Origin of the sequence: Labrys sp. LIt4 (assembly GCF_017813775.1) — a bacterium.
GTDB classification, from domain to species: domain Bacteria; phylum Pseudomonadota; class Alphaproteobacteria; order Rhizobiales; family Labraceae; genus Labrys; species Labrys okinawensis_A.
The window spans coordinates 19142-38700 of the sequence record NZ_JAGIPY010000019.1; the positions used below are offsets into that span (position 1 = coordinate 19142).

At 66.9% G+C, this 19559-nt stretch carries 18 protein-coding genes; 13 read left to right on the plus strand and 5 right to left on the minus strand.

What is annotated here, in order from left to right; genetic code table 11:
- Positions 1-140: 140 nt before the first annotated feature.
- From J8I29_RS25290 to recF, 3 genes are all read left to right on the plus strand, one after another.
- On the plus strand, positions 141-338 hold the full coding sequence (locus tag J8I29_RS25290) for a hypothetical protein (RefSeq protein WP_209433774.1): 198 nt from the start codon (positions 141-143) through the stop codon (positions 336-338).
- A 224-nt stretch (positions 339-562) separates the two neighbouring features.
- The gene (dnaN, locus tag J8I29_RS25295) at positions 563-1681 is read left to right on the plus strand and encodes a DNA polymerase III subunit beta (protein WP_105865533.1); all 1119 of its coding nucleotides are present in this window, start codon (positions 563-565) and stop codon (positions 1679-1681) included.
- A gap of 223 nt (positions 1682-1904) precedes the next feature.
- On the plus strand, positions 1905-3029 hold the full coding sequence (recF, locus tag J8I29_RS25300) for a DNA replication/repair protein RecF (protein ID WP_209433775.1): 1125 nt from the start codon (positions 1905-1907) through the stop codon (positions 3027-3029).
- A gap of 94 nt (positions 3030-3123) precedes the next feature.
- Here the strand turns inward: recF and J8I29_RS25305 are convergent, their stop codons facing one another.
- Positions 3124-4338, minus strand: a complete 1215-nt coding sequence (locus J8I29_RS25305) for an ROK family transcriptional regulator (RefSeq protein WP_209433776.1) — start codon at positions 4336-4338, stop codon at positions 3124-3126.
- 320 nt (positions 4339-4658) lie between these two features.
- Here J8I29_RS25305 and J8I29_RS25310 point away from each other — a divergent pair, with 320 nt between their 5' ends.
- The 5 genes from J8I29_RS25310 (at position 4659) to J8I29_RS25330 (ending at position 9684) form a co-directional block, all read left to right on the plus strand.
- Positions 4659-5864, plus strand: coding sequence for an extracellular solute-binding protein (locus J8I29_RS25310; protein ID WP_245197367.1), 1206 nt, complete (start codon positions 4659-4661; stop codon positions 5862-5864).
- Between the two features lie 170 nt (positions 5865-6034).
- A complete protein-coding gene (locus J8I29_RS25315; protein WP_105865529.1) occupies positions 6035-6919 on the plus strand; it encodes a sugar ABC transporter permease in 885 nt (294 codons plus the stop codon).
- A gap of 2 nt (positions 6920-6921) precedes the next feature.
- Positions 6922-7770, plus strand: a complete 849-nt coding sequence (locus tag J8I29_RS25320) for a carbohydrate ABC transporter permease (protein ID WP_105865528.1) — start codon at positions 6922-6924, stop codon at positions 7768-7770.
- A 4-nt stretch (positions 7771-7774) separates the two neighbouring features.
- Positions 7775-8791: an SIS domain-containing protein gene (locus J8I29_RS25325; protein WP_209433778.1), complete on the plus strand. Its 1017-nt coding sequence runs from the start codon at positions 7775-7777 to the stop codon at positions 8789-8791.
- Complete coding sequence (locus J8I29_RS25330) at positions 8788-9684, plus strand: carbohydrate kinase family protein (RefSeq protein WP_209433779.1); 897 nt, start codon at positions 8788-8790, stop codon at positions 9682-9684. Before J8I29_RS25325 ends, J8I29_RS25330 begins: the two co-directional genes overlap by 4 nt.
- Positions 9685-9993: 309 nt before the next feature.
- Here J8I29_RS25330 and J8I29_RS25335 read toward each other — a convergent pair whose 3' ends face one another.
- From J8I29_RS25335 to J8I29_RS25345, 3 genes are all read right to left on the minus strand, one after another.
- Complete coding sequence (locus tag J8I29_RS25335) at positions 9994-11382, minus strand: aspartate aminotransferase family protein (protein WP_105865525.1); 1389 nt, start codon at positions 11380-11382, stop codon at positions 9994-9996.
- Between the two features lie 237 nt (positions 11383-11619).
- On the minus strand, positions 11620-12099 hold the full coding sequence (locus J8I29_RS25340; RefSeq protein ID WP_105865524.1) for an OsmC family protein: 480 nt from the start codon (positions 12097-12099) through the stop codon (positions 11620-11622).
- A 76-nt stretch (positions 12100-12175) separates the two neighbouring features.
- Positions 12176-13075, minus strand: coding sequence for a LysR substrate-binding domain-containing protein (locus J8I29_RS25345; RefSeq protein ID WP_209433780.1), 900 nt, complete (start codon positions 13073-13075; stop codon positions 12176-12178).
- Between the two features lie 103 nt (positions 13076-13178).
- Here J8I29_RS25345 and J8I29_RS25350 point away from each other — a divergent pair, with 103 nt between their 5' ends.
- Positions 13179-13895, plus strand: a complete 717-nt coding sequence (locus tag J8I29_RS25350; protein WP_209433781.1) for a glutathione S-transferase family protein — start codon at positions 13179-13181, stop codon at positions 13893-13895.
- A gap of 101 nt (positions 13896-13996) precedes the next feature.
- Here J8I29_RS25350 and cobD read toward each other — a convergent pair whose 3' ends face one another.
- Positions 13997-15010, minus strand: a complete 1014-nt coding sequence (gene cobD / locus J8I29_RS25355; protein WP_105865521.1) for a threonine-phosphate decarboxylase CobD — start codon at positions 15008-15010, stop codon at positions 13997-13999.
- A gap of 79 nt (positions 15011-15089) precedes the next feature.
- Here cobD and J8I29_RS25360 point away from each other — a divergent pair, with 79 nt between their 5' ends.
- The 4 genes from J8I29_RS25360 to J8I29_RS25375 all read left to right on the plus strand — a co-directional run bounded on the left by J8I29_RS25360 (position 15090) and on the right by J8I29_RS25375 (position 19528).
- Entirely contained in the window at positions 15090-16313 is a 1224-nt protein-coding gene (locus J8I29_RS25360) for an acyl-CoA dehydrogenase (RefSeq protein WP_209433782.1), read from the plus strand.
- Between the two features lie 185 nt (positions 16314-16498).
- The gene (locus J8I29_RS25365) at positions 16499-17830 is read left to right on the plus strand and encodes an 8-oxoguanine deaminase (protein ID WP_209433783.1); all 1332 of its coding nucleotides are present in this window, start codon (positions 16499-16501) and stop codon (positions 17828-17830) included.
- Positions 17831-17924: 94 nt separating this feature from the next.
- Positions 17925-18734: a M15 family metallopeptidase gene (locus tag J8I29_RS25370; protein WP_181161376.1), complete on the plus strand. Its 810-nt coding sequence runs from the start codon at positions 17925-17927 to the stop codon at positions 18732-18734.
- Complete coding sequence (locus J8I29_RS25375) at positions 18731-19528, plus strand: alpha/beta fold hydrolase (RefSeq protein WP_209433784.1); 798 nt, start codon at positions 18731-18733, stop codon at positions 19526-19528. Before J8I29_RS25370 ends, J8I29_RS25375 begins: the two co-directional genes overlap by 4 nt.
- Positions 19529-19559: the final 31 nt, after the last annotated feature.

Consider the following 19559-nt stretch of genomic DNA (forward strand, 5'->3'; position numbering starts at 1 on the left):
ATCCTGCGATCCCGATCGAGAAGCCTGCCCCCGGTCGCTGCGCCGCCCCTCACGGTCTGACCTGACGAACGGGAACCCCCGGGCCGACATTCGCGTTACCGGGCGACCATGATTGTCGTGGTTGCTCGGGGAAAGTGTGCATGTTGTCTGGTGTGATCTCGCTGCTGATCGGTATCGTCGTCATCGGTCTCGTCTGCTGGCTGTTGATGTATGTGATCGACCGCCTGCCCATGGAAGGACGTTTCAAGCAGATCCTGCGTGTTCTCATCATCCTCATCGCGGTGCTCGCCATCCTGCAGCGCGTGGTGGTGCTGCTGGAGCCGCCGCCCACGCTGTAACCAGCGGCTTTCTGCTCGGGGACCTCCGGATCGGTCCTTGTCGGAAACGGGCTCCATGGCGCAGGGCAGCCTGATCGGGCGCAAACCCGACATGTTCGGGAAAACCCTGAAAAAGCTGCGGGATGGCTTGCCTTTCGCCAAAGCAAATTGCATGGTCTTCGCCCTTTTTCCACCGCTCGCGGCAGCTCGGTCCGCTTGCGGGTCGTTATGCCAGGACGCATTCCATGAAGGTTACGCTCGAACGGACTGCCCTTCTCAAATCGCTGGGCCACGTCCACCGCGTCGTCGAGCGGCGCAACACCATCCCGATCCTGTCCAACGTGCTGATCCAGGCCCAGGGCGCCAGCCTGCTGTTGAAAGCGACCGATCTCGATCTGGAGGTGGTGGAGTCCTCTCCTGCCGACGTCACCATGGACGGTGGCACCACGGTGCCGGCGCATACCCTCTACGACATCGTCCGCAAGCTCCCGGACGGCGCCCAGGTCTCGCTGGAGGGGGGCGGCGAGGCAACCCAGCTGATCGTGCGTTCCGGCCGCTCGCGCTTCACCCTGCAGACGCTGCCGCCTTCGGATTTCCCGGATCTGGCGGCGGGCGAGTTCCCGCATAATTTCCAGCTCAAGGCCGCCGATCTGCGCAAGCTCATCGAGAAGACGCAGTTCGCGATCTCCACCGAAGAGACGCGCTATTATCTCAACGGCATCTATCTGCACACGCTGGATGTCGAGGGCGAAACCCGCATCCGCGCCGTGGCCACGGACGGCCATCGCCTCGCCCGCGTCGAGCTGCCGGCGCCCGAAGGCTCCAGCGGCATGCCCGGCGTGATCCTGCCGCGCAAGGCGGTCGGCGAGATCCAGAAACTGATGGAGGATGCCGAGGCCATCGTCTCGGTCGAACTGTCCCAGGCCAAGGTCCGCTTCACCATCGGCCCGGTGGTGCTGACTTCCAAGCTGATCGACGGCACCTTCCCCGATTATGCCCGCGTCATCCCTGTCGGCAACGACAAGGCGCTCACCGTCGAGCGCGCCGACTTCACCGCCGCCGTCGACCGCGTCTCGACCATCTCCTCCGAGCGCGGCCGCGCCGTGAAGCTGTCACTGGCCGACAGGCGCCTCGTCCTCACCGTCACCAACCCCGATTCCGGCACGGCGACCGAGGAGATCGAGGTCGACTACGACGCTGCCCCGCTCGATATCGGCTTCAACTCGCGCTATCTGCTCGACATCGCGGCGCAGCTCGACGGCGATACCGCCTTGCTGAAATTCGCCGATCCGGGCTCGCCGACCCTGGTGCAGGACCGCGAAGGCGCCGCCGCTCTCTATGTGCTGATGCCGATGCGGGTGTAAGCCGCGACTTGCCTTCTCCGTCCAGCGGGGAAGGTGCGGGTAACTCGTGGCGTCTGCCCTGCAGGCGATGGCGCTCGAAATGCGGTGTGCCGATCTCCAGATCGGCATCTGCCATGTTGGCGAGCACGGCGGTTGCAACAATGCCGATCTGGAGATCGGCACACCTGTTTCACGCTTGTCCCCGCAAAGTTAGCGCCGGGAGCAGGACGTCCGCGCTCCAAGAATGATCTCGCCCCGCATCACCCGCCTGATCCTCACCTCCTTCCGCTCCTATCCGCGGCTCGATCTTGCCGTGGATGCCGGCATGGTGGTGCTCACCGGCCAGAACGGCGCCGGCAAGACCAATGTGCTCGAGGCCATCTCGCTGTTCACCCAGGGCAAGGGCCTGCGCCGGGCGGATCTGGAGGACATGGCCAGCGAGGACGGGCCCGGCAGCTTTGCCGTTGCCGCCGAGGTGGAGGGCGCGCTCGGCCCGGCGCAGCTCGGCACCGGGCTGGAGGGCCCCGAGAGCGGCCCGCGCAAATACCGCGTCGACCGCCAGCCGGTTTCCTCCGCCGCCAGCTTTGCCGATCACCTGCGCCTGGTGTGGCTGACGCCCTCGATGGACGGGCTGTTCTCCGGCTCCGCCGGGGAGCGGCGGCGTTTCCTCGACCGGCTGGTGCTGGCGGTCGATGCCGGCCATGGCACCCGCGTCAATGCGCTCGAACGCGCGCTGCGCTCGCGCAACCGCCTGCTGGAGGATCCCCGCGCCGATCAGCGCTGGCTGGACGCCGCCGAGCATGAAGTCGCCGATCTCGCCATCGCGGTGGCGGCCTCGCGCGCCGATACGGTGCGCCGTCTCGCCGGCCTGATCGAGGAGGAGATCGATCCCGCCTCGCCCTTCCCCCATGCGCGCATCGCCCTCGACGGCGCCATCGAGAACGCCGTGCTGGACGAGCCGGCGCTGGCCGTGGAGGAGCGCTATCGCCAGACCCTGCGTGAAGGCCGTCCGCGGGATCGTGCCGCCGGCCGCACGCTCGACGGGCCGCATCTGACCGATCTTCTCGTCGTGCACGGTCCGAAGGGCATCGCGGCCGAGCGTGCCTCCACCGGCGAGCAGAAGGCCCTGCTGCTCGGCCTGGTGCTGGCGCATGCCAGGCTGGTCGCCCGTCTCGCCGGCATGACGCCGATCGTCCTGCTCGACGAGGTTGCCGCCCATCTCGACCCGATGCGCCGCGCCGCCCTCTATGACCGGCTCGAGAGCTTCGGCGCGCAGGTCTGGCTGACCGGGGCCGACCCCTCCGCCTTCGAGGCGATCGCCGGCCGGGCCGCGGTCTATCGGGTGACGCCGGGCCGGGTCGAGGGCTAGTCCTGCCGTCATTGCGAGCGCAGCGAAGCAATCCAGAGCTGGAGAATGCGGCGCTTGCGGTGCCTGGATTGCTTCGCTGCGCTCGCAATGACGCTCAATGCTTCAGCAGCACGTCGAAGCGGGGATTGATCTCGTCGAAGATCGGCAGCGAGGCGGCGCCCAGCACGACGGTATGATGCCCCACCGAGCCGGCCATCAGCCGGGGGAGGCGGCGGCCGCTGCGCGAGCCCACCGACATCGGCAGCGGCTTGGCCTTCTCGATCAGGCTGGCCAATACTCCGGCCGGGGCCAGCCCGCCGAGCAGGATCGTCTCGGGATCCAGGGTCGATTCCAGGATGTTGACAGCCCCGGCCAGATAGGGGGCAGCGTCCGCTACCCAGCGTTCGACGGGCGCGGATGGCGCGCCGTCCAGTTCGGACAGGGCCGGAGCGCCGGGCTGATCGGCGAGGAATTCCTGAGCGGCGCTCAGGGAGAGGTAGCGTTCCAGGCAGCCGCGATTGCCGCAGGGGCAGGGCTTGCCGTTGGGCGCCACGATCATGTGGCCGATCTCGCCGGCATTGAGCGAGGCGCCGCGCCAGGGCTGTCCGCCGAGGAAGACGCCCGCGCCGAGCCCCTCGTCGAGGAACAGGAAGACGAAACTGTCGATCGCGCGGGCGACGCCGTGCAGCCGCTCGCCGATCGCCGCCGCCATGGCATCGTTCTCGATCTGCACGGGCTGGGCGAGAGCCTCGGCGATATGCTGCCTGGCATCGGGATCGTCCCAGCCGGGCAGGGTGGTCGGGCCGGCGGTGGTGATGGCGCCGACCCCGAACCGCACGGGCAGGGCGACCCCGGCGCCGAGCAGGCGCGAGGCGGGAATGCCGGCCTCAGCGGTCAGCTCGTCGGCGAGCCGCCGCAGGGCCGGCGCCGCGCTGTGGGGCGAGGGGCGCTGGGCCGGGATCTCACGGATGGCGACAGGCTTGCCGGTGAGGTCGACCAGGGCCGCGATGATGGCGCTGTGATCGACATGAAAGCCGAGCGACCAGGCACCCTCGGGATTGATGGCATAGGGAATGGAAGGCTGGCCCCGTCCCTCGCGCTTGGGCTCGCCGGCGAGGAGGAAGCCGGCCTGTTCCAGTTCCTCGACGATGTTGGAGATCGTCTGGTTGGTCAGGGCGGTCTCCCGGGCGATCTCGGCGCGCGAGACCGGCCCCAGCCGGCGCACCGTGTCGAGCACCACGCGCCGGTTGTGGGAGCGGGTGAATTCGAGATTGGTTCCCGCGACGCTTCGGCCCGGTTGGAGCGCCCTGTTGCTCTCGCGCCCTGCCATGTCCACTCACTCCCCAGAGCAAAACGCGTCCGGATGAGAACGCTCTTTGCTCTAACTCTTTGGTTCGACGCGTTTTTGCGATTCTGGGTGCTTCCGTCAAATCGCAAAACGCTTCCCGATTTCATCGGCGACTATGGCAGCATGTTTACATTCAAACAAATTGAGTTAATAATTTTTCCGGGCGCAGAAATGGTCGGGAGCCATCGAGAACTCTCCGCGCCTTTGAACCATGCAGGGCGGCCACCGGCTGCCGATCGAATTGCAAGCGGGAGATGATTGCAATGTCTGGAATTCACAAGGCCGTCCTGGCCGGAGTGGCGATGACGGCCCTGGCAGGATTGTCGCCGGCAGGGGCCGAAACGCTCAATGCCCTGTTCATGGCGCAGGCCGCCTATAGCGACGCCGACGTCAAGGCGATGACGGCGGCCTTCGAGAAGGAAAATCCCGGCGTCACCGTCAACGCCGAATTCGTGCCCTACGAGGCCCTCTACGACAAGATCGTCGCTTCCAAGGCCGCCGGCGGCGCCGGCTATGACGTCGTGCTCTACGACGTGATCTGGCCGGCCGCCTTCGCGCAGAACGGCGTCCTGCTCGATGTCACCGACCGGTTGAAGGATCTCGATCGCTCCAAGGTGTTCGACGGCGCCTGGGCCACCGTGAACTATGACGGCAAGACCTATGGCATGCCGTGGATCCTCGACACCAAATATCTGTTCTACAACACCGAGATCCTTCAGAAGGCCGGCATCGCCGAGCCGCCCAAGACCTGGGACGAACTGGCCAAGGACGCCAAGATCATCAAGGACAAGGGACTGGTGCAATATCCCATCGTCTGGAGCTGGTCGCAGGCGGAAGCCGTGATTTGCGATTATGTCACCCTGACGGCGGCCTATGGCGGCACCTTCTTCGACGGGGACAAGCCGGCCTTCGACAAGGGCGGCTCGCTCGATGCGGTCACCTATATGGCCGACAGCCTCAAGAACGGCCTCTCCAACCCCAATTCCAAGGAATATCTGGAGGAGGACGTCCGCAAGGTGTTCTCGGCGGGCGACGCGGCCTTCGCGCTCAACTGGACCTATATGTATGCCAAGGCCAATGATCCGGCCGAGAGCAAGGTGGTCGGCAAGGTCGGCGTGGTGCCGGCTCCCGGCGTCGAGGGCAAGAGCAAGGCGTCGGGCGTGAACGGCTCGATGGCGCTCGGCATCACGGCCGGCTCCTCCAAGCCGGATCTCGCCTGGAAATACGTCGCCTATCTCACCTCCAAGCCGGTGCAGGACCAATATGCCAAGCTCAGCCTGCCGATCTGGAAGGCGTCCTATACCGATCCCGCCGTCACCAAGGGGCAGGAAGCCCTGGTCAAGGCCGCCGATGTCTCCATCGGCCTGATGACGCCGCGCCCCACGGTCGCTTCCTACCAGGAGCTCTCCACCATCCTGCAGGCCCAGATCCAGAACGCGCTGGCGGGCAAGGCTTCCCCCGCCGACGCGCTGGCGGAAGCGGCCAAGCAGGCGGCGCGCATCCGCTGAGATCTTTACCCTCCCCTGGAGGGGGAGGGTCGACGCACAGCGTCGGGGTGGGGCGACTTCTTTAAGAGTGGCAGCCTCTCTCGTCTCGGCCTGCGTATTTTCACCCCACCCCGGCCTTTCAGGCCGACCCTCCCCCTGCAGGGGAGGGTATAGTGGAAGGAATCTGCCTGATGATGAGCGGCCGTGTCGGCATGCCCTCACCATGGCTTCTGCTCGGCCCGATGCTGGTCATCGTGTTCGCGGCGGTCGGCTATCCCATCCTGATGACCCTGTGGCTTGCCTTCACCGATACCCGCCTGATGGCGGGGCCAGGGGCGGCGCATTTCGTCGGGCTGGAGAACTTCGCCTATGCCTTCAGCGATTCCGAATTCCTCGCCGCAGCGGGGCGGACGATCTATTTCACCCTGGTCTCGATCAGCGCCTCGGCGCTGCTCGGCGTCGGCGTGGCGCTGCTGCTCAACGAGAAATTCTACGGCCGCACCTTCTGCCGGGCCCTGCTGGTGCTGCCCTGGGCGGTGCCCACCATCGTCAATGCCCTGATGTGGCGGCTGATCTACCAGCCCGATTTCGGCGTGCTCAACGCGGTGCTGACCCAGAGCGGGCTGATGGAGAGCTATCGCAGCTGGCTCGGCAGCGAAGGCAGCGCCATGAATGCGGTGATCCTGGCCGATGTCTGGAAGAACTATCCGCTGGTGGCGCTGATCGTGCTGGCCGCGCTGCAATCGGCGCCGCTGGAACTCTATGGCGCCGCCACGCTGGACGGGGCCAATGCCTGGCAGCGCTTCAAGGCCGTGACCTGGCCGGTGATCGCACCGCCCTTGCTGGTGGCGCTGGTGCTGCGCTCGATCGAGGCGCTGAAAGTCTTCGATATCTTCTATGTGATGACCCGCGGCGGGCCGGCGAGCTCGACCAAGACCATGAGCTTCTTCGTCTATGAGGAATCCTTCCGCTTCATGCGGGTGGGATCGGGCGCCTCCTACGCCCTCATCGTGGTGCTGATCTGCATGGTCTTCGTCGGCTTCTATGTCCGGCTGATGCGCAGGCAGGAGGCCTGATCATGCAACGCAGCGCTGTAGCGACCTTCTTCCTTTATTGCGGCGTCGGCCTCTTCCTGGTGGTGACGCTGGCGCCGGTGCTCTGGCTCGCCGTGATGAGCATCTCGCTGCCCTCCGACCTCACCACCAAGCCCCTGTCTCTCATTCCGCGCCATCTCGATTTCAGCCGTTATGCCCGCCTGCTCACCTTCGAGGCCAACAGCCCGGGCGAGGCCTTCCTGATGGCGCTGCGCAACAGCCTTGCGAGTTCGCTCGGCGCGACGGCCCTGTCGCTGCTGGTGGCGGTGCCGGCGGGCTGGGCCTTTTCGCGCTACCGCAATCGCGGCGTCTCGGCGGTGCTCTATGGCGTGCTCGCCACCTATATGACGCCCGCCGTGGCGCTGATCCTGCCGCTCTATTTCCTCTTGTCGATGCTCGGGCTGCTCAACAATGTGTTCGGCCTGATCCTGGTCTATTGCTCGATCCTGACGCCCTTCACCGCCTGGTTCATCAAATCCTCCTTCGACGCCGTGCCGGGCGAACTCGAAAGCGCGGCGGCGATCGACGGCGCTTCGACGCTGCAGACCCTGTGGTGGGTCACGCTGCCCTATGCCCGGGCCGGTGTCGCCACGGCGGCCCTGTTCGCCATCCTGCTCGCCTGGGACGAGTTCTTCTACGCCCTGCTCTTCACCTCGAACCAGAACGCCAAGACGCTTACCGTCACCATCGCCGATTTCGCCGCCGGCCGCGCCACGGATTTCGGCCTGGTCTCGGCCGCGGGCCTGCTGACGGCGCTGCCGCCGGTCCTGATCGCCTTCATCCTGCAAAAGTCACTGGTTGCCGGCCTGACGGCCGGCAGCGTCAAGGGTTGATATCATGAGCACAATCGTGCCGGGCACGGGCCTGGCGATGATCGAGGCCGAAATGGCCCGCCAGCATGAAGACGCGCTGGCTTCCTTTCACGGCGCCGGACCGATGGCGGCGCGGCTGGCGGAGAGCATCCGCCGCACCGGGCGGCTGACGCTCGCCGCCATGGGCGGCTCGCACTGGGTCAACCGGGCGGCGGCCGTGCTCTATCGCCGGCTCGGCATCGAGGTCGAGACGGAGGTGGTCTCCGAGCTGCTGATCACGCCGCAGCCCGACCGTGAGCGCACCGTGCTGCTGGTCTCGCAATCCGGCAACTCGGGTGAGATCGTCGCCTTTCTCGAACGGCCCGCCGGCCGGCAGGAACGCTTCGGCCTCACCCTCGACGCTGGCAGCGCGCTCGGCCGGGGCGTGCCTGCCCTCGTCGGCGTCGGCGGGCCGGAAAAGGCCTTCGCCGCCACCCGCAGCCTCCTGGTCAGCCATGCGCTGCACCTCGCCGTGCTCGCCGGCCTGGGCCTGCCGCCGGAACGGGCGCTTGCCGTGCTCGGCGCGCCCGTCCGGCCCGATCTCGGCGAGGCCCTGTCCGCTCTCGCCGCCTGCACCTCGCTGATCCTCAGCGGCCGGGCCGAGCTGCAGGGCGTGGCCGAATCCGGGGCGCTCTGCGTGATGGAGCTCGCCCGCCTGCCGGCCCTGGCGCTGGAGGGCGGCCAGTTGCGGCATGGCCCGATGGAGATGCTGTCGCCGGCGAGCGGCATCGTGCTGCTGCGCGCCGCCGGTCGCTCCGCCGGCCTGGCGCCGGGGCTGGTCGCCGCCTGCCGCGCCGCCGGATCACCGGTAGTGGTGTTCGATCTCTCCGGCGAAGCCGATATCGCCGACGCCGTTACCATCCGCCTGCCGCGGGAGGAGGGCATGGCGGCCATCTTCGCGGTGCTGCCGGCGCTGCAGTCCTTCCTGGTGACCTTCGCGGCCGGCCGGGTCGAGCATGTCGGCGAGCCCCTGCGCTCGACCAAGGTGACGACGGAACTATGAAGGAGCCGCTCTATCTGATCGGCAACGTCAATGTCGATCTGGTGATGGGCCCGCAGGCGCCCTGGCCGCAGCCGGGCACGGAAGTGATCGTGCCCGAAAGCGAATTCCGCGTCGGCGGCGCCGCCGGCAACACGGCGCTGGCGCTCGATGCGCTCGGCGTCGACTATCGGCTGATCACCAGCCGCGGCAACGACATGCTGGGCCGCTGGCTGGCCGAGCCGTTCGGGGCGCGGGCCGAAGGCTGGACGGTGGCCGAGGGGGCGACCACGGTATCGGTCGGCATCGGCCATCCCGACGGGGACCGCACCTTCTTCACCACGTCGGGCCATCTGCATGCCTTCGGGCTCGAGGACGTACTGGCGCAGCTCGACCAGGCGGGGGAGGGCTGCGTGGCCCTGCTGGTCGGCCCCTTCGTGATTCCGGCCCTGCTCGCCGATTATGACGAACTGATCGCCATCCTGAGGCGCCGGAACTACCGCGTCGCCCTCGATACGGGCTGGCCTGACGGCGGCTGGACGCCCGAGGTGCGCGCGCGGGTGAACGCCTGGATCGGCCATTGCGAGCATGTCCTGATCAACGACATCGAGGCCAAGGGACTGACCGGCGCCGACACGGTCGAGGCGGCTGCCGAGATGATCCGGCCGCTGCTGCCCGCCGGTGCCAGCCTGGTGATCAAATGCGGGCCCAGGGGCGCCCTGGCCTGGCGCGGGGACGAGCATGTCGGGGTCCCGGCGCCGAAGGTGAAGGTCGTCGATACGATCGGGGCCGGCGATACCTTCTCGGCGGGCTATTTCGCCAGCCTGGCCAAGAGCGACGATCTAGAGAGGGCGGTGGCGAATGGCGTGGCGGTCGCCTCGCTGGCAGTCTCGACGCGGCCGCGGCGGTATCGGTGAGGGCGGTGCCACCACCCTCATCCGGCTGCCGCCACCTTCTCCCGGAAGGGGAGAAGGGGACTTATTGGACTTGGGATGCGGTACTCGGCACCGGGCAGTTAAGCTCGATCTAACCCACTAAAACTCCTTCTCCCCTTGCGGGTATCGTCAACTCTCTTGAGTTGACGATAGCGTTTTGCGATTTGACGGAGTCACCCAGAATCGCAAAGACGCGTTAAAACAAAGAGTTAGAGCAAATAAGCGTTCAGTCATGAACGCGCTTTGCTCTAGAGGTCCCGGCAGGGGGATGAGGGGTGACTTCTCACCCCCTCACACATAACCCCGGCGCTTCACCTCGGCCCAGCTGTCGTCGAGCGTCTTCTTGGCGGCGGCGATCAGGGCGTCGACTTCCTCATGGCTGATCACCAGCGGCGGGGCGATGATCAGCGTGTCGCGGGTGGCGCGCATGACCAGGCCGTTCTGGAAGGAAAAGTCGCGGGCGATCAGGCCGACCGTGCCCGTCTCTACCGGCCAGGAGGCGCGGGTCTTCTTGTTCGGCGTCAGTTCGAGGGCGCCGATCAGGCCGACCATGCGGGCTTCGCCGACCATGGGATGGTCGCCCAGCGCGAGCCACTGCTTCTGCATATAGGGGCCGATATCGCTCTTCACGCGCTCGACGATCTTCTCGTCACGCAGGATCTTGATGTTGGCGATCGCCGCCGCCGCGCAGGCCGGATGGCCCGAATAGGTGTAGCCATGGTTGAAGTCCCCGGCATTGGCGATCACCTCGGCCACCTTCTCCGTCACCATCACGCCGCCGATCGGCAGATAGCCGGAGGAGATGCCCTTGGCCATCGCCATGATGTCGGGCTGGACGCCGAAATATTCGCAGCCGAACCATTCGCCGGTGCGCCCGAAGCCGCAGATCACCTCGTCGGAGACCAAAAGGATGTCGCGCTCGCGGCAGATGCGCTGGATTTCCGGCCAATAGGTCGCGGGCGGAATCACCACCGCCCCGGCGCCCTGGATCGGCTCGGCGATGAAGGCGGCGATGGTGTCGGCGCCGAGCTCGTCGATGGTGCGTTCGAGCTCACGCGCCGCCCACAGGCCGAACTCCTCTGGGCTGCGGTCGCCGCCCTCGGCATACCAATAGGGCTGGGCGATATGGACGATGCCGGGGATCGGCAGGCCGCCCTGGGCGTGCATCGGGGTCATGCCGCCGAGCGAGGCGCCGCCGATGGTCGAGCCGTGATAGCCGTTCTTGCGGGCGATGATGGTCGATTTGCCGGGCTTGTCCTGGGCCGCCCAGTAATGGCGCACCATGCGGATGATCGTGTCGTTGGATTCGGAGCCCGAACCGGTGAAGAACACCCGGCTGAACTGCGGCGGCGTCACTTCCGCCAGCAGGCGCGACAGCTCGATGGCCGGCAGATGGGTGGTCTTGAAGAAGGTGTTGTAGAAGGGCAGTTCGCGCATCTGCTGCGCCACGACTTCGACGATCTCCTCGCGGCCATAGCCGACATTGACGTTCCACAGACCCGACATGCCGTCGATGATCTGGTTGCCCTCCGAATCCCACAGATGCACGCCCTTGGCCTTGACGATGACGCGCGCACCCTCGGCGTTCAGGCCCTTGGTGTCGGTGAAGGGATGCAAATGATGCGCGGCATCGATCGCACGCAGTTCCGCGGTGGTGAGGTTGGTCTGGTGCAAGGTCATGATGCGTGCTTTCCCGAAAAATGTGATCCCAATTTTGTGATCACAAATTCAGGAAGTCAAGGGGAGATACGTCATTATGGGGCATGGGCGGAGGCGGACGGGACGTCCGCGGTGCCAGATGCGCCGCTTCCCGCATGACGCTGACAAGCTTCGTGCCGGAACCGCATAGGCTGGGACCGCGGACGTCCCGTCCGCTCCATCGTCCCATCGACCGGCACGCCCAAAAAGAAAAACGCTCTATGCGCCCGCCAGGACGATCTCCGCCTCATGCTCCACCGGAAAATTCACCGAGCGGGCTATGAAGCACATCTCATGCGCCTTCTTGTGCAGATCATGTGCTTTCTGCAGGTCGGTGCCGGCGGCGACCACGATGTGCGGGCGCAGGGTGACCTTCTCGAACTGGCCGGCGCCGCCCGCCACCTCGAGCATCACGCCCTCGGCCTCGTCCTCGTAGGAGAGCACGCTGACGCCCATCTGCGAGCACAGGCCGAGATACCACAGCTTGTGGCAGGCCGAGAGCGAGGCGACCAGCAGGTCTTCGGGGTTCCAGCGCGTGGCGTCGCCGCGAAAGCTCGGGTCTGACGAGCCTTCGATGGTCGGCTTGCCTTCGGCCAGGATCTGATGGGCGCGGCTATAGCCGCGATAGGTCGAGGTGCCCTCGCCCTCATTGCCGGTCCACACGACCGTGACCTTGTAGCGGTGTTCGCGCCCTGCCATGCCTTCCTCCTCGCGTCGTTGTGGGCGGGAGGATGCCCTTTTGCCGGGCTGGTTCGCAAGGCGGCGGAACTGTGCGTCACTCGCCCGCGCCGGCCGGCCGCAGGGAGCCGGCCAGGAAGTCGACCACGGCGCGCACGGCCGGCAATTGCCCGCGCCGATGGGTGGTCAGCACCGTGGTGGTGACCTCGCCCGCCTGCCATTCCGGCAGCACGGGCACGACCAGGCCGGCGGCCACCGCCGCCGCGCTGATCGAGCGAGGCAAGGCGGTGATGCCGAGCCCGGCCTTGGCCGCCTCCAGCAGGGCGACGGATTCATCGGCGAAGAAGCGCGGGCGGGGCGTGACTTCCGCCGTCTGATGGCCTGCCGACAATTTCCAGCCGGGAGCCCGGGGCTGGGCAAGGAGGCCGTCATGGCCGGCGAGATCCCCCGGCGTAGCCGGCGTGCCGTTGGCGGCGAGGTAGGCAGGGGCCGCGACCAGGCCGAACGCCTCGCGGTGCACAGGCCTGGCCATCAGGTCGGAATCGGGCAGGGGGCTGAAATGGCTCCTGAGCGCGATGTCGAAGCCTTCCTGGATGAGATCGACGAAACGGTCGGTGACATGGAGTTGGATCTGCAGCTTGGGCAGGGCCGCCGCGAGCCTGGGCAGTTGAGCGGCGAGCTGGAACTGCGCGGCGGGTACCGAGGCGGTGATGCGGACGGTGCCGCTCGGTTCCGCCCGCCGGGCCAGCACGGCGCTTTCGGCCGCCTCGACCTCGATCATCGCCGCGCGCGCATGCTCGAACACCTCCCGGCCGGCATCGGTCAGCATGAAGCTACGCGAGGTACGGTTCAGGAGGCGGGCGCCGAGCCGTGCCTCCAGTTCGGCCACGCGCTTGCTCACCGTCGATTTCGGCACGCCCAGGCGCCGGGCGGCGGCGGCAAAGCTGCCCTGTTCGACGGCTTGGGCAAAGAGGACGAAATCGTTGAGATTCGCCATTCAAAGTCTCCAATCATGGACTTTAGATCTATGATTGGCAGTCTACAGCTTCAAAGTCCATGCCGGCATATTGTCTCCGTCGATTTGACAGGAGATTATGACAATGGAACCGATCCTCTTCGCTGGTTATCCCGCTGGCAGCTCCCTCGGCCTCGTTGCCGCCTTCGAGTGGCTCGGCAGGCCCTATCGTGCGACCCGGGTCCACATGCCCGACGCCATGCTGACCGAGGCCTATAAGCGGGTGAACGGCCGCCAGGAAACGCCGGTACTGATCCGCGAGGACGGCAGCGTACTGACCGAGACCATGGCGATCGCCCGCTGGCTCGAACTGCGCGACGAAGACCACCGCATCAGCTTTCCCGCCGGCAGTGCCGAGGCGCATCGCATGCACCAGTTCATCGGCTTCCTCAACACCGGGTTTACCGGCGCTTTCACGCCGCTCTGGGTGGCGCTGGAAATGCAGGATGGCGGCGAGGACTACAGGCAGGCGCTGCGGACCTTCGGCCGCACTCTGGTCGCCCATCGCCATCGCCAGCTCGAGGCAATGATCGGTTCGTCGCCCTACCTCGTCGGCGACAGGCCGAGCCTGGCCGATGCCGTCTTTGTCGGGGTGGCGCGCTGGGCCGAGTTCCATCAGGCGCTCGATCTCACGCCCTTCCCGAAGATCCAGGCGCTGAAGGCCAGGCTGGAGGCCGATCCGGCCGTGCGCTTCGCCCATGCCATCGAGGACGGCGTTCCCGCCACCGGCAGCGGCGCGCTGCGCGCCCTGTTGCCGCTGGAGGAGGTGCTGGGTGAGATAGGCGCCAAGCTCGCGGCTTGAGGCAGTCGTTCCCGGGATAGCCGGCACCCCTGCCGGCTCTTGGAAACACGTCGCTTGCAGGAAGGAGGAGCCGGCCGGATGCCGGCGGTCCCGGGAATGCCTCACATCGCCCGCGTGCCGTTCTTGTGATAACGGGCAAGCACGGCGCGCAGCCGCGCTTCGGCTTCCGCGTGGGGAGGCAGGCCGAAGCGCAGCCACCGCGGATTGGCGGAAAAGCGGCGCACCCAGATGCCGGCCTGGCCGAGCTGGCGGAACAGCGCCGGGGCGTGGGCGGTCTGCAGCAGCCGGTAGAGATCGGTGCCGCCGATCACGGCGCCGGCCTTGGCGAGGTCCTCGTCGAGAGTCTGACGCGCCGTGCGCAGCGAGGTGCGCGTACCGTTCTGCCAGAGGATGTCGGCGAGCGCGGCCCGGCCGATGGCGATGGCCTCCCCCGAAACCGCCCAGGGGCCCATGGCCTGGCGCAATTTGCCGGTGAGCGAAGGTTCGGCCAGCACGAAACCGAGCCGGATGCCGGCGAGGCCGAAGAATTTGCCGAAGGAACGCAGCATGACCAGGCCCTGCGTGCCGGCCATCGCGGCCAGGCTGACCTGCGGCATCACGTCGGCAAAGGCCTCGTCGATGATGAGGGCGCCGCCCCTGGCATATTTTTCGGCGGCGAGCGCCAGCAATTCCTCGCGGCCGAAGAAATTGCCGTCGGGATTGTTCGGGTTGACGAGAACCGCGATCTCGGAGCCGGCCAGGTCCTCGAAGCGGCGGGCCTCGCGCACATGATGGCCGCCCAGCGCCCAGCTGCGGGCATGTTCGGCATAGGTCGGCCCCAATACGCTCACCGTGCCGGCCGCGAACAGATGCGGCAGCCACTGGATGGCGGCCTGCGTGCCCGGCGTCGCAACGACGCAGGCATCGAAGGGCACGCCATAGCATTGCGCCGCGACGGCCTCCAGTTCGCGCGCCTCGTCCGGGGAGGGCAGGGCAGCCCAGGATTCGGCCGGAATCGCCGGAATCGGATAGGGCCAGGGGTTGATGCCGGTGGAAAGATCGATCCAGGGCCCGGAGGCCTGCGGGAAGAGGCGACGTGCCTCGCCGAGATTGCCGCCATGCTCCACTGCGCTCATTCGCCTGCCACTCTTGTCTTGACGCCCGCAACCAGCGCGACCAATGTCGCGCCAAATTTGTTCAATGGAGGGTATGGCCATGGTGGACGCGGCGATCAAGCTTCATGACGCCAGCGACGCGATCAAAAAGGCGAGCGACGCCTTTGACTGGTCGGATCCGCTCGATCTGGAATCGCTGTTGATGGAAGAAGAGCGGCTGGTCCGCGACACAGCCCGCGACTACGCGCAGGACAGACTGATGCCGCGCGTGCTCAAGGCCTATCGCGACGAGGATTTCGACCGCGCCATCATGTCCGAGATGGGCGAACTCGGCCTGCTCGGCGCCACGATTCCGGAAACCTATGGCGGCGCCGGCCTCGGCCATGTCGCCTATGGGCTGGTGGCTCGCGAGGTGGAGCGGGTTGATTCGGGCTATCGCTCGGCGATGTCGGTGCAGTCCTCGCTGGTGATGCACCCGATCCATGCCTATGGCAGCGAGGAGCAGCGCAAGAAATACCTGCCCAAGCTCGCCCGCGGCGAACTCGTCGGCTGCTTCGGCCTCACCGAGCCCGATGCCGGCTCCGATCCGGGCTCGATGAAGACCCGTGCTGTCAAGGTCGCCGGCGGCTACCAGCTCGACGGCACCAAGATGTGGATCACCAATTCGCCGATCGCCGACATCGCGGTGGTCTGGGCCAAGCTGGACGGCGTCATCCGCGGCTTCATCGTCGAGCGCGGCACCAAGGGGTTCTCCACGCCCAAGATCGAGGGCAAGCTCTCGCTGCGCGCCTCGATCACCGGCGAGATCGTGCTCGAGGGCGCCGTGGTGCCGGAAGAGAATTTGCTGCCTAATGCGAAAGGCCTGTCCGGGCCGTTCGGCTGCCTCAACAAGGCACGCTACGGCATCGCCTGGGGCGCCATGGGCGCGGCCGAGTTCTGCTGGCATCGCGCCCGCCAATACACGCTCGACCGCAAGCAGTTCGGCCGGCCCCTGGCGGCGACGCAGCTCGTGCAGAAGAAGCTCGCCGACATGCAGACCGAGATCGCCCTCGGCCTGCTCGGCGCGCTGCAGCTCGGCCGCCTGCTCGACGCCCACACCGCGGCGCCGCCGGCGATCAGCCTGATGAAGCGCAATAATTGCGGCAAGGCGCTCGACATCGCCCGTGTCGCCCGCGACATGCATGGCGGCAACGGCATCGCCGACGAGTTCCACGTCCTGCGCGTGGCGCAGAACCTGGAGACGGTGAACACCTATGAGGGCACGCATGACGTGCACGCCCTCATCCTCGGCCGCGCCCAGACCGGCATCCAGGCGTTCTTCTGATTTTTTCCGGGTGCGCGGGCGTCTCGCCCGTTCTTGCTGCTCCGACATCAGCGGTTCAAGAACGGGCGAGACGCCCGCGCACCCGGAAGATCTGCGCGAAACATCTTCCAATTTAATACCGCTTGGCCTCGCCTGCCGGGCGCGCTCTTATGCGCGCAATCGATCTCAGCATCCGAGGAAACCTCATGCGCCTGTGGCTGAAGGATCCGCTCGCCATTCTCGCCGAGGGCGCCGAGCGCGGCATCGTCGTCGAGGGCAGCCGCATCGTCGAGCTGGTGCCGGCCGGGCGCGAGCCGGCCTCGCCCGTCGACAAGGTCTTCGATGCGTCCAGGCACGTCGTGCTGCCGGGCCTGGTCAACACTCACCATCATTTCTACCAGACGCTCACCCGCGCCCATCCCGATGCCTGCGACCAGCCGCTGTTTCCCTGGCTGAAGACGCTCTATCCGATCTGGTCGCGCCTCGATCCCGACAGCTTTCGCCTGTCGGTGCGCCTGGCGCTGGTCGAGCTCCTGATGTCCGGCTGCACCACGGCGGCCGATCATCACTATGTCTTCCCGGAGGGGCTCGAGAATGCCGTCGACATCGAAGTCGAGGAAGCCCGCAGGCTCGGCATCCGCATGACGGTGTCGCGCGGATCGATGAACCTGTCGCAGAAGGATGGCGGCCTGCCGCCCGATTCCGTCGTACAGGACGAGGACACCATCCTGGCCGATTGCGAACGGGTGGCGAGCGCCTACCACGACACCAGGCCGGGCGCGATGACGCGCATCGCCTTCTCGCCCTGCTCGCCTTTCTCGGTGACCAGGAGCCTGATGCGCAAGACGGCCGACCTCGCCGAACGCTTCGACTGCCGCCTGCACACCCATCTGGCCGAAACCCATGACGAGGACGATTTCTGCCTCGCCACCTACAAGTGCCGGCCGATCGAGCTCCTCGACGAGGTGGGCTGGATGACCCCGCGCACCTGGCTTGCCCACGGCATCCATTTCACGGCCGACGACTGCACCACATTGGGCCGCCACGGCGTCGGCGTCTGCCATTGCCCGACCTCCAACGCCGTGCTCGCTTCCGGCTTCTGCCATACCGGCCTCCTGGAAAAGGCCGGCGCCCCGGTCGGCCTCGGCGTCGACGGCTCTGCCTCCAACGATTCCTCCAACTTGATGGAGGGCGTGCGCCACGCTTTGATGATCAACCGCCTCTCGCATGGCGCCGAGGCCGTCTCCTGGCGCGACTGCCTGCGCTGGGCCAGCGAAGGCTCGGCCCGCTGCCTCGGCCGCGACGACATCGGCGCGATCGCGGCGGGCCTGGAGGCGGACCTGGCGCTCTACACGCTGGACGAATTGCGTTTTTCCGGCGCCCATCATCCCATCGCCGCCCTTGTCCATTGCGGCGCCCATCGCGCCGACCGCGTGATGGTGGCCGGCCAGTGGCGCGTCGAGGATGGCCTGCCGGTGGGTGTGGATCTCGGCGCGCTGCGCGAGGCGCACGGCAAGGTGGCCGCGAAGTTTTTGTGATTTCCGGGAAGCGCCGCGGCTGGGACGTTCGCGGTCCCAGCCGCATCGCTTCCTTTGCCTCGACCTGGGCATGCCGTTCTGCTATCGGCAAGCCATGCCCGACCTCCGCGCCCCTCTCCGTCTCCGTCCCGATCCGGACGGTACGTCCGTCGAATACCGGTGGATTCCCTTCGACCGCGCCGATCCGCGCTGGAATGAGCCGCTGGTCGACCTGGCGGCGGAGGGGCTGCTCACCGAGGCCTGGTATGCCCGCACGGACGGCGGCAACGCGCCCTATTTCATGCCGATCGCGGGCGCGGTGAAGACGGTGGCGGCCCGCGCCAGCGTGGCACGCCTGGTGCGCGAGGCCGATGCCGCCGTCGCTCACCTCGGCCTGCGGCTCAAGGTGCTCGACGCCTACAGGCCGATCGAGACCCAGGCAGGCCTGTGGACCTTCTTCGAACAGCAGGTGGCGGCCGAGCGCCCCGAGCTTTCCGCCGCCGAGCAGGAGGGGATCGTCCGCACCTTCGTCTCCGATCCGCGCCGCTTCGACCGTGAGGACGAGACGACCTGGCCGATCCATTCCACCGGCGGCTCCGTCGACGTCGTGCTGGTGGATGCGGCCAGCGGCGCCATGCTCGACCACGGCGCCGGTTTCGACGAGGCCCATGAACGCTCCTATACCGATCACTATGAGCGCCTGCTGCAGCGGGGCGAGATCGCCGCCGACGATACGCGCCTGGTCAACCGCCGCATTCTGGTGAATGCGATGGTTAACGTGGGCTTTACCAACTATGCGTACGAATTCTGGCACTTCGATTGGGGAACGCAGGCCCATATCCTGACCTTGCAGGATGAAGGCCAGGCCGGTGCCCCCCAAGCTGCGTGGTATGGAACCACGGATCTGCCGGAAGGACTGCCTTGAACTTCTCCACCTTCAAAGCCAAGGGTGCGCCCCACGCCATCGTCTCACTGGGCAAGCCGCTCGAGGCCGGGGTTCCGCACGTCATCTGGGCGCATGGCTGGGGGCAGGATCATCGCGCCTTCCAGGCCCTGGCCGGCTCGCTGGAGCGGGCAGCCCATCATACCCTGATCGATTTTCCCGGTTTCGGCCAGAGCCCGGTGCCGCCCGAGACCGGCCATGCCGGCATCTGGGATACGGCCGACTATGCCGATGCCGTCGCCGAATGGCTCGGGACCCTGCCGCGCGGCCGGCGCATCTGGGTGGGGCACTCCTTCGGCGGGCGCGTCGGCCTGCGCCTGGCAACCCGCCATCCCGATATCCTCGACGGCATGGTGCTGGTGGGCTCGCACGGCCTCAAGCCCATCCGCAGCCTGATGACCCGGCTGAAGATCTTCCTGCGCGTGCGCGCCTTCAAGGCGCTCAAGCTTCTCGAAAAACTCGGCGTCGATGTCTCGGCCCGCAAGGCCAAGTTCGGTTCGGCCGACTACCGCAATGCCGGCGCCATGCGCCCTGTTTTCGTCAAGGTGATCGGCGAGGACCAGAGCCAGGATATCAAGGCGATCCGCATTCCCGTCCGCATCATCTGCGGCGCCCTCGACGACCAGGCCCCGCCGGAAATGAGCGAACGCATGGGCCGGCTCATCCCGGGCGCCAGCGTCAGCATCCTGCCGGGCCTCGACCACTACACCGTTCTCTCCGATGGCGGTCCCCAGATCGCCCATACGGTTGCCAAACTCCTGGAGGGGGAGGGGTGAAAGCGTGGCTGGAAAGGGCTGTGCGAGACGA